Below are 9384 nucleotides of genomic sequence, written 5' to 3'. Positions count from 1 at the left end.
AACTATTTTCAATCTTTCGAATTGGTCTAGTTGGTTAATCGCCGTGACAACGTATATAACTATACCAACCACAGCCCGCCCCGTCAACTAAAATAGGCGAAAAATGAAAATAATTTTCAAAGCCGAATGGTTGTTGTGAAAACAATAAAAAACGACCGAGTTAATCGGTCGTTTTACCAGGAAACGCCTGGTGATAGTTCGCATCAATTATGACTGACGTTTGAGTGCCGGGACTACGCCGACCAAAAAGCCCAACGCAATCACCGCATCAACGATGGCACAGAACCAAAAAAGCAAGTGAAACGAGCCTAAATGGGCAATGACCATACCACCTAACACGGGGCCCAACGCTTTACCTAATGAAGAAAACGCATTGACGAGTCCTTGATACTTACCTTCGTTGCCTACCGTATATAAATTGATCAGTGCGGGGACCCCTGGCACGTACACGGCCTCCCCTATCGTTAGCAGGGTCATCGCGGCAAACAACACCACAACACCAGATTCACTAGTTAATAGAAGAAAAGAACTCCCAATCGCCACTAAGCCACCCAAAATTTGCCAAGGTAACACCCTGCTATGACTGACTTTTGCCATCAAAGCTTGCACGACAATTAGGAGCACCCCGTTGTACACCCAAAGCGTACTATACAGTTTGATCCCCAAGCCCTCATTTTGAATGTAAACGGACACGTTACTCATCCACTGGGCGTAAGTGATCCACATGAACACCAGGCTAAGGAGAATAATGACAAGGCTCGTTCGTGATAAGCGGCCACCCATAGTTGGCTGAGTAGTCTCGTCGGTCGTTGCTGTTTGCCGTGGCGTTTGACCTGCGGACTGTTTTTCAAAGCTGCCCGCCCGCCAGCTCCAGAGAATGGCTGCGAGCACGTAGCAACTCAGTAACAAGCCAAAGATGGGTTTCAAACTATTATGGTAGAGAACGCCAATACTTGCTGTCCCCACCACCAAACCAACATTGATAAAAATGTAGAGGAGATTGAATAACCGACCATCGAGATGGCTGAGTTGAGCGGTCATCGCCGTAATCAGGGTTAGCATGCCCCCGGTCAGTAGGCCAAAGACCACCAGCACAATTGGATAGGCGATGATACCGTTCCAGAAAAAGCCAATCACTGCATCGATGATCAAGCCGACCAGCATGCCCACCCCAACTGTTCTTGCCGAGTAGTGATCCGTCAACACACCGCCTAGGTGCCCACCCAGAACATTACAGCCGGAATAAGCCGCCAGGATCAAGCCACTTTGAACTAAATTTAAGTGGAGGTCGCCGTGCAGGTAGATGGTGGTTAACGGCCACATCACACTATAGGCTGTGTTCACCAAAAATCCGAGCAGTAACAACGGCCACATTTTGCGCATTAATCTTAACATTACTGATACCTGACCCCCTTTTTAAACGTGAATGTGCTAAGTCTATCATGATTACCCGACCACTCGAAAGGGGGTTGGCGAAATCTCTAGCACGCTTTAGCCGGATTGGCAAAATTGCCTGGACCGCTCTCCCCTGATTACCAGGTCACTCTCGTCATCCATTAGAGGAAAATCCAGCCTCACCATTTTGTAAGCGTCTTCATTCGGCTAATCCCCCATTATGGCTTGCTTATTGGGCGAAAATCAACTAAATTTAAGGGAGGTTTGGATTCATGACACTTTGAATCAATACTTAATAGGAGGACACAACATGGGTAACAGCAAAAATAATAAAAATGCCGCACCGGCCGATCTGAATGATCAGATGCAGGTTCGTCGGGATAAAATGGATAGTTTACAAGAACAGGGCATCGCGCCTTTCGGTCACCGCTTCGATAGAACTGACGACAGTAAGTCGCTCACTGAAAAATACGATAAGTATGATAAAGAAGAGCTGATGGAAGACAAACATTATGTTGCTGTTGCGGGTCGGATTACCGGTAAGCGTGGCAGCGGCAAGGCCGGCTTTATCGATTTGCTCGACAGAACTGGTGTGGTCCAAGGTTACGCGCGTCAAGATGAACTGGGCGAAGACAAGTACGCCCTTTACAAGACGTTAGACTTAGGGGACTTCATTGGTGCCAAGGGTTACGTCATCAAGACGAACACTGGCGCTTTGACGCTCCGCTTCACTGATTTTGAATTCTTATCTAAGGCTTTACGGCCATTACCAGACAAGTACCACGGTCTGACGAACCCCGAAACCATCTACCGTCAACGGTACCTGGACTTAATCGCCAACCAAGACAGCTTTGACCGGTTCATCAAGGTCACCCAAATCAAGAAAGCCATTCGCGAATACTTAGATAGCGAAGGCTACCTGGAAGTGGACACCCCCGTTCTCCAAACGGAAGCCGGTGGGGCCGAAGCACGGCCATTTGTCACCCACTCCAACGCCTTTGACATTCCTTTGTACCTGCGGATTGCCACGGAGCTTTACCTGAAGCGCCTGATCGTTGGTGGGATGGAAAAAGTTTACGAACTGGGCAAGGACTTCCGGAACGAAGGGACCGACTTACGGCATAACCCTGAATTCAACATGGTTGAAGTCTATACCGCTTACGCCGACTACACGGACGTCATGGACTTGACGGAAAACATCTTCCGCTTCGTGGCCAACAAGGTTAACGGCTCTGGCCAAGTTTCTTACCAAGGTAAGGACATCGACCTTGATTCCGACTTCAAGCGGGTCCACATGGTTGATGCCGTTAAGGACGCCACTGGTATCGACTTCTGGCAACCAATGTCTGACGACGACGCTAAGAAGTTAGCCGAAGAAAACGGCATTCACTGCGAACCTTACTGGAAGGTCGGTCACATCATCAACGCCTTCTTCGAAGAAAAGGTTCAAGACACGTTGGTTAACCCAACCTTCATTTACGGCCACCCGGTTGAAATCTCACCACTGGCTAAGAAGAACCCGAAGGACCCTCGTTTCACCGACCGGTTCGAACTTTACATCGACGGGAACGAATACGGGAACGCCTTTACTGAATTAAACGACCCAATCGACCAGAAGCAACGATTCGAAGCCCAAGACGCTGAACGGGCGGCTGGTAACGAAGAAGCCCATGGAATCGACAACGATTACATCGAAGCCATGGAATACGGTATGCCGCCTACTGGTGGTCTGGGTATCGGGATCGACCGGATGACGATGCTCTTAACTGACGCAGCTTCTATCCGCGACGTGATGCTGTTCCCTACCATGCGGCCTAACGATTAACCACGAAAAGAGGCAATTGAATGAGAGCAAACCAGCTGATTGCGTTGCTGCAGGAGCATAACCTGTTTCTGAGCACCACGCTACCATCAGACGACGTCGACTTTGCATCCTTAGCGTATGATTCACGCAAGGCCAGCGCCAACGGCCTCTTCGTCTGCAAAGGCTTCAATTTCTCAGTGGACTATTTACAGTCGGCAATTGCTAACGGGGCAACCTGTTACTTAGCCGAAAAGGATTACCACGTTGACGTGCCAGTCATCTTGGTCAACGACGTGCGCAAGGCTTTGTCCTTGGCCGCCCAACTCTACTTTGGCTTCCCGCAAAATGACCTCTTCGTCATTGGCTACACCGGGACCAAGGGGAAAACGACCTCGACGTACCTGACCACGAACATCCTGAGCCACGCGTTCCCACAACAGGTCGCCATGTTCTCGACCATCAACCACATCATCGGACCCAAGCCAGAAGACCAATTCAAGGCGCATTTAACCACGGCGGAGTCGTTTGACCTCTTCCACGAAATGCGGCAAGCGGTCGACAATGGCGACAAGGTACTGGTAATGGAGGTGGCCTCCCAGGCTTACCTGTTGGACCGCGTGTACGGATTGACGTTTGACGTCGGTATCTTTCTGAACATTTCGCCCGACCACATCGGGGTCAACGAGCACCCGAACTTTGCCAACTACCTCTTCTGCAAAATGCAGCTAATGATCAACTCGCGCAATTGTATTATTGACGCGGACATGGACCATTTTGACGAGGTTTACGCGGCAGCTAAGGTCTCCACGGATCCCGAACACATCTTCACGTACGGCTTTAATCAGCCGGACGCGACGTTGTCCATCACCAGTAGTACGGCGACACTGACCGATAGCGAATTTGGCTTGACGGTCCACGGTGCCGACCAGCTACAGGCCTTGGCCACGACGTATCACGTGTCCGTGCCGGGTGACTTCAACCAAAGCAACGCCACGGCCGCCATTCTGGCGAGTCATTTGGCCGGCGCCGCGGTTAACGACCTACAGTACGGTTTGGCCCACACGACCATTCCGGGCCGGATGGAGTCGATTACGACCAAACATCATGGGACCATCTATATTGATTACGCCCATGATTGGGGCAGCATGAACGCCCTGCTGAGCTTCCTGCACACGCAGTTCCCCGACCACCACATCACTGCCGTTCTTGGGAGCACTGGTGACAAGGGTGAGGACCGCCGCGAGGGCTTTGCCAAGGCGCTCAACGATTACGCTGACACAGCCTTCCTGACGACGGATGATCCGGGTCACGAAGACCCCATCGCTATCGCTAAGGAAATCGACAGTCAAATTGACCACGATAAGGTCAAAACCAGCATCATTCCGCAACGGGAAGATGCCATTCAACACGCCATTACCAGTGCCACCAACGACGATTTAGTCGTGCTGGCCGGTAAGGGCGAGGACGCCTACCAAAAGATCAACGGTGTCGACACGCCTTACGCGTCCGACCCCGTTGTCGCGGAAGACGTGATTGCCGGTTTGGCGGACGAAGAATAATCTAAAATAAATAGTTATGTAAAACGAGCAAGTGGCTCTCTTCAAATTGAAGGGAGCTACTTGCTCGTTTTTTGTATACGCTTTAAAAGACCTTAACGCCGACGATGCTTCCGCCGCTTCTTTTGGCTGTATTTGATCTGCTTAATGTGCTTCTTGTGCGTCAACTGGCGATCCGTCGTGAAAAGCTCCCGGCTGGTCGTTGGGTGGGCCCGCAGGTAATCCTGGGTGAAGGCATCCACCGCTTTAGCATCATCGGCGTCGATATTTTGTGCCTGCATGGCCGTGGTCAGGTCCTCAAAGAAGCTCTCCAACTTTGGGTCATACATGGTCACTAACGCCGTGTGGTGCTCGCTGACCCAGTCCTGTAAGGCTGTGGCTGCCGGTAACTCTTGCTGGTCGGCCAGGTAGGCGAACAGGGTCGTCAGGGCAAATGGTACCAGGTTGAACAGTGCGGGTACCCGATCGTTTTCGTCTAGTAAATGGGTAAAGGGGCCAAACATGATTTCGCTTAACGTTTGCACGTCCCAGTCCTTAGGCTGTTTACCCTTTCCGGTAATCATCAGTTCGGCCGTTGTGTGGACGATAGTCATGAAGTTTTGCTGGTCAGCAGCCGATAAATTGGCAACATCTGGCTGGTCCGTCATGGCCTGAACCCACTGCTCAACGAGTGCGACCACGCCCTCGTAGGCTTCCTGTTCGTCGACCGCAGCGGCATGCTTTTCGACCAAATCAGGACGAGCAGCTTTCAAAGCGGCATCCAAGGCTTTCAGATTGGACAACTTTTGGGCCTTAAAGTAAGCCGATAAGACCGGCACGACCGCCACAAAGTACAGGTGTGATTGGTCAACCATCGTTGGCAAGGCCGCTAACGTCGCAGCAACCTGTTGCGGCGTCCAGTCTCCCCGCGCCATGTCGACCGTCTTGCGGACGCGCAGCACGTCATCTAAAATAGCGGCTGCGTATTTTTGTTGATTAGCTGATAATGAAGCCAACCGTTGCGGCGTCAGGAATTCTGCCGGCGTCAACGATTTGGCAGTTGAATCTGATTGTTCCATCACTTTTATTCCCCTATCTTGAGTCCATTACCTACTATTATAGAGAAAATCCTTAAGAAAATGCAAATCCCCAATCATCTTGGCGCGTAATCCAAGACAAACCGGGGAAAGTCAGTTATATTAAAGGTTCGGATACTATCGGAAAAGGAGAGTTATCATGGCAGAAGAAGTTGTGATTGTTAGTGCGGTGCGGACCCCAATTGGTAAATTTGGGCGGAGTCTTCAAAAACTTTCGGCCGTTGACTTGGGAACCATCGCGGCACAGGCCGCCGTTAAGCGGAGCGGTCTTGCCCCCGCCATGATTCAGCAAACCATCTTTGGCACGGTGCTCCAAGCAGGGCTCGGCCAAAACGTGGCGCGCCAAATTGAACTAAACGCCGGTCTGCCTGTCACCAGCACGGCCATGACCATCAATCAGGTCTGCGGGTCCAGTCTCAAGGCGATTCGCCTGGGCCAAAGTGCCATCTTGATGGGTGACGCCGACGCCGTATTGGTCGGTGGAACGGAAAGTATGAGTAACGCGCCATTCTTAAACAACAATATTCGGTGGGGACAGAAGTTTGGCCACACCAGCTTAATCGACAGTCTGGCCCATGATGGGCTGACCGATGCTTTTGGTGGCGAAACGATGGGCATGACTGCGGAAAACGTGGCTGAAAAATACCACGTGAGTCGTGCCGAACAGGATGCTTTCGCCCTGCGTTCCCAACAAAACGCGACGCAGGCTCAGATTGATCACCGCTTTGACGCGGAAATCGTGCCAGTCAAGGTTGGCAACCAGACGATTACGGCGGACGAACCCGTCCGAACAACGACATCGGCGGATCAACTAGCCGCCCTGAAACCTTCCTTCAAAGAAAATGGGACCGTCACGGCGGGCAACGCTGCTGGTTTAAACGATGGTGCTGCGGCCATGGTGTTGATGCACAAGTCGGCCGCACTGGCCGCGGGCATTCCCTACCTGGCAACCTTAGGCAACTATCAAGAAACTGGCATTGACCCCGCCATCATGGGCTACGCTCCCGTGACGGCCATTCAATCCGTCTTGGCTAAAGATGGCCTGACAGTGAATGACGTTGATCGTTTCGAGGTTAATGAGGCTTTTGCCGCTCAGTCCGTTGCCATCACCCGCGACCTCCATATCCCCAACGACCGGCTAAACGTGAATGGTGGCGGGATTGCCCTCGGCCATCCCCTGGGCGCATCCGGCACCCGTATCGTGGTTACGCTACTGCACGAACTCATCCGGGCAGACCTGCATCACGGCCTCGCTTCCATGTGTATCGGCGGTGGGATGGGCATCGCGCTTACCATTTCGCGCGATTAGCCACAAGGTCTGGTATAATGACGGTAACTATTCAACGTAAGGGAAGCGGACGCAATGCTAACAGCGGATTTTGACGTTAAACTTAAACTGATTATTTTACTTGTCGTCGGCCTCGTGGTGCTCGCCAGTGTGGTTGGTTATCTCTGGCACCGTGATCACCACTACAGCCAGTCGTTCGCCGGCGTTTTCGGCGTGATGGTCGTTCAGGCCTTCGTACTCGTGTCCTTGCTGCTCATTCATCAATAAATTTAAAAAACGAGGTTGACCCTGCCATAGTCTGGCGGGATCAACCTCGTTTTTTATCCTAAGCCCAATTTTCTAAAGTTAAAATCTCGCCCTCCATAGTTCTCAATATATTGATACAGGATTAGCTCCATTAGCGCAATTGTCGATATTCTAGAACTAATATCTGCCTCATTAACTTTAATATCATCCGTAAATATGTAGAGATTAATGTCACTTAAATTTTGAATGGTATTATTATCTGGCTCAGTAACTGAAATAACGAATGGCTCGCAATCAGAATTGGAAAACTGGTTCATCATTTCTAAGAATTCACCATCTCGTCCACTATACGTTAAAATAAAAACGACATCGTCACTCTTCACTTGCCTAGAGCTAATTCGACGCATTTCATGGTCCTTCGGAAGAATGACCGAGAAACCCGCCATAGTATACAAATAATAAATGTACTCTGTTGCATACTTACTAACTCCCTTTGAGAAAAAGTATATTGTGGGGTGTTTAGCCAATTTCACTACAATTTGCTGAATTTTACTCTGTGATACAACTCGGACAGATTCGATGATGTTCTTTAGATATTCTTCGCGATAATCTCTCTGAGGAACAGTAAATGGCATAGCTTTATCTTCTGCATGCTGATTATTTATGACAGTATATTTAATAACCGTCGTAAACTCGCTAAAACCAGAAAAGCCAATTTTTTTTACAAAACGTAGGAATGTTGCCGTCGAAACAAAAGTTTCTCCCGCAACTTCTCTAATTCTCTGATTTTTTATTTTATCCATGTTTTTAACAACATAGTCAAATAAGGCTTGTTCACTCTTAGTTAATGAGCTGAGGTGAGAATTAACAATCTCAAAAAAATTCATCATTTACCTCCAGGTTAGACACCAGGTACATTTAAAACAACTGTGTGTAATCCACCACCACCCGTTAAAAATTCTCTTGCAGGAATACTTTCAACTTCTCTGTCTGGATAATATTTTTTCATTTGCTCTAAAGCCATTTCATCTTGTGCGACACCAAATTCTGGCAGAACAATGGCTCGATTCGTCGTCACATAACTCGTATAGGTTGCTGTCAGTCGTTGACCTGCTATCCGTGGTAATCTGCCATTGATAGGGTCAACCCCATTAGCTTCCTCTTTGGATAAGAAAAGAGGTGTAGGAATTTGCAACTTATGAATTCTAAAATGTCTTCCCCGCGCATCTGTCTCCTGCTTTAAAACTTCAAAAGCCCTGTGACTCGATACGTATTGAGGATCGGATTTATCTTCCGTCCACGACAAAACAATTTCGCCAGGAGCAATAAAACTTACCATGTTATCAATATCGCCACCTGTCTCATCTAAATAAAAGCCTTCACTTAGCCAAATGATTTTGCTAACCCCAAGAGTTTCTTTCAGCTTTTCGGTAGCTACTTCTTTTGTTAATCCCTTATTTCGACCTTCGGACAAGATAACATCTTCCGTCGTTAACAGGGTTCCGTCCCCATCTGTTACAACTGAACAGCCTTCCAAGGTAAGCGTACTTTCATAATAATCAATACTATCTAGTTCTGAAAGTTTCTTAGCAACCTCATTATCCTTATCCCAAGGGAAATAAAGCCCATCTACTAAACCTCCCCAAGCATTAAAATTAAAATCGACTGCACGTACTTGTTGTCCATCAGCACTTTGTAGATAAATAGGTCCAGTATCTTTAACAAAAGCATCATCACTGCTAAGCTCAACTACTCTAACGCCGACCGGTAACATGGACCGTGCATTTTTGTATTGATTTTCATTAACTAGCATTGTCATCGGCTGATACTTTGATAGCTTACTGGCCAATTGCGTGAACGCCCGTTGCGCTGGCTTACCACCATCGCGCCAATTATCTGGTCGCTGTGGCCAGAGCATATAACCCGCCTGTTTCTTCTCAAAATCGGCAACTATTTTAAAACCATCCCGGTATGGTAACGTTTTCATTTTCATTTCAGCTAAGTCCTCTCGCTCTAGAT

The 9384-nt window shown here is 49.0% G+C and carries 8 protein-coding genes; 4 read left to right on the top strand and 4 right to left on the bottom strand.

Annotated elements, in window-relative coordinates; all coding sequences use genetic code 11:
• Positions 1 to 207: 207 nt before the first annotated feature.
• Positions 208 to 1395, bottom strand: coding sequence for an MFS transporter (locus JUF13_RS10285; RefSeq protein WP_203639613.1), 1188 nt, complete (start codon positions 1393 to 1395; stop codon positions 208 to 210).
• A gap of 310 nt (positions 1396 to 1705) precedes the next feature.
• Between JUF13_RS10285 and lysS the strand changes: the two genes are divergently transcribed.
• Positions 1706 to 3220: a lysine--tRNA ligase gene (gene lysS, locus JUF13_RS10280; RefSeq protein WP_203639612.1), complete on the top strand. Its 1515-nt coding sequence runs from the start codon at positions 1706 to 1708 to the stop codon at positions 3218 to 3220.
• A 20-nt stretch (positions 3221 to 3240) separates the two neighbouring features.
• Positions 3241 to 4758: a UDP-N-acetylmuramoyl-L-alanyl-D-glutamate--2,6-diaminopimelate ligase gene (locus tag JUF13_RS10275; protein WP_203639611.1), complete on the top strand. Its 1518-nt coding sequence runs from the start codon at positions 3241 to 3243 to the stop codon at positions 4756 to 4758.
• A gap of 92 nt (positions 4759 to 4850) precedes the next feature.
• Here JUF13_RS10275 and JUF13_RS10270 read toward each other — a convergent pair whose 3' ends face one another.
• Complete coding sequence (locus JUF13_RS10270; protein WP_203639610.1) at positions 4851 to 5813, bottom strand: hypothetical protein; 963 nt, start codon at positions 5811 to 5813, stop codon at positions 4851 to 4853.
• A 157-nt stretch (positions 5814 to 5970) separates the two neighbouring features.
• On the opposite strand from JUF13_RS10270, the gene JUF13_RS10265 reads away from it, so the two are divergent.
• Positions 5971 to 7140, top strand: a complete 1170-nt coding sequence (locus tag JUF13_RS10265) for an acetyl-CoA C-acetyltransferase (protein ID WP_203639609.1) — start codon at positions 5971 to 5973, stop codon at positions 7138 to 7140.
• Between the two features lie 54 nt (positions 7141 to 7194).
• Complete coding sequence (locus JUF13_RS10260) at positions 7195 to 7386, top strand: hypothetical protein (RefSeq protein ID WP_203639608.1); 192 nt, start codon at positions 7195 to 7197, stop codon at positions 7384 to 7386.
• Between the two features lie 53 nt (positions 7387 to 7439).
• Here JUF13_RS10260 and JUF13_RS10255 read toward each other — a convergent pair whose 3' ends face one another.
• Together JUF13_RS10255 and aguA are read right to left on the bottom strand one after the other, a co-directional pair.
• Positions 7440 to 8252 (bottom strand): MurR/RpiR family transcriptional regulator, encoded by an 813-nt coding sequence (locus JUF13_RS10255; protein WP_203639607.1) that lies wholly within the window; start codon positions 8250 to 8252, stop codon positions 7440 to 7442.
• 14 nt (positions 8253 to 8266) lie between these two features.
• Positions 8267 to 9358, bottom strand: a complete 1092-nt coding sequence (gene aguA, locus JUF13_RS10250; RefSeq protein ID WP_203639606.1) for an agmatine deiminase — start codon at positions 9356 to 9358, stop codon at positions 8267 to 8269.
• Between the last annotated feature and the right edge of the window lie 26 nt (positions 9359 to 9384).

Origin of the sequence: Levilactobacillus wangkuiensis (assembly GCF_016861605.1) — a bacterium.
Taxonomy (GTDB): domain Bacteria; phylum Bacillota; class Bacilli; order Lactobacillales; family Lactobacillaceae; genus Levilactobacillus; species Levilactobacillus wangkuiensis.
This window is presented reverse-complemented; position numbering and strand designations above follow the sequence as displayed.

What these genes read in the sequence shown, in the direction of transcription:
- lysS (WP_203639612.1), top strand. Translation starts at nt 1,706, where the DNA reads ATGGGTAACAGCAAAAATAATAAAAATGCCGCACCGGCCGATCTGAAT.
- JUF13_RS10265 (WP_203639609.1), top strand. Translation starts at nt 5,971, where the DNA reads ATGGCAGAAGAAGTTGTGATTGTTAGTGCGGTGCGGACCCCAATTGGT.
- JUF13_RS10260 (WP_203639608.1), top strand. Translation starts at nt 7,195, where the DNA reads ATGCTAACAGCGGATTTTGACGTTAAACTTAAACTGATTATTTTACTT.
- JUF13_RS10275 (WP_203639611.1), top strand. Translation starts at nt 3,241, where the DNA reads ATGAGAGCAAACCAGCTGATTGCGTTGCTGCAGGAGCATAACCTGTTT.
- JUF13_RS10255 (WP_203639607.1), bottom strand. Translation starts at nt 8,252, where the DNA reads ATGAATTTTTTTGAGATTGTTAATTCTCACCTCAGCTCATTAACTAAG.
- aguA (WP_203639606.1), bottom strand. Translation starts at nt 9,358, where the DNA reads ATGAAAATGAAAACGTTACCATACCGGGATGGTTTTAAAATAGTTGCC.
- JUF13_RS10285 (WP_203639613.1), bottom strand. Translation starts at nt 1,395, where the DNA reads ATGTTAAGATTAATGCGCAAAATGTGGCCGTTGTTACTGCTCGGATTT.
- JUF13_RS10270 (WP_203639610.1), bottom strand. Translation starts at nt 5,813, where the DNA reads ATGGAACAATCAGATTCAACTGCCAAATCGTTGACGCCGGCAGAATTC.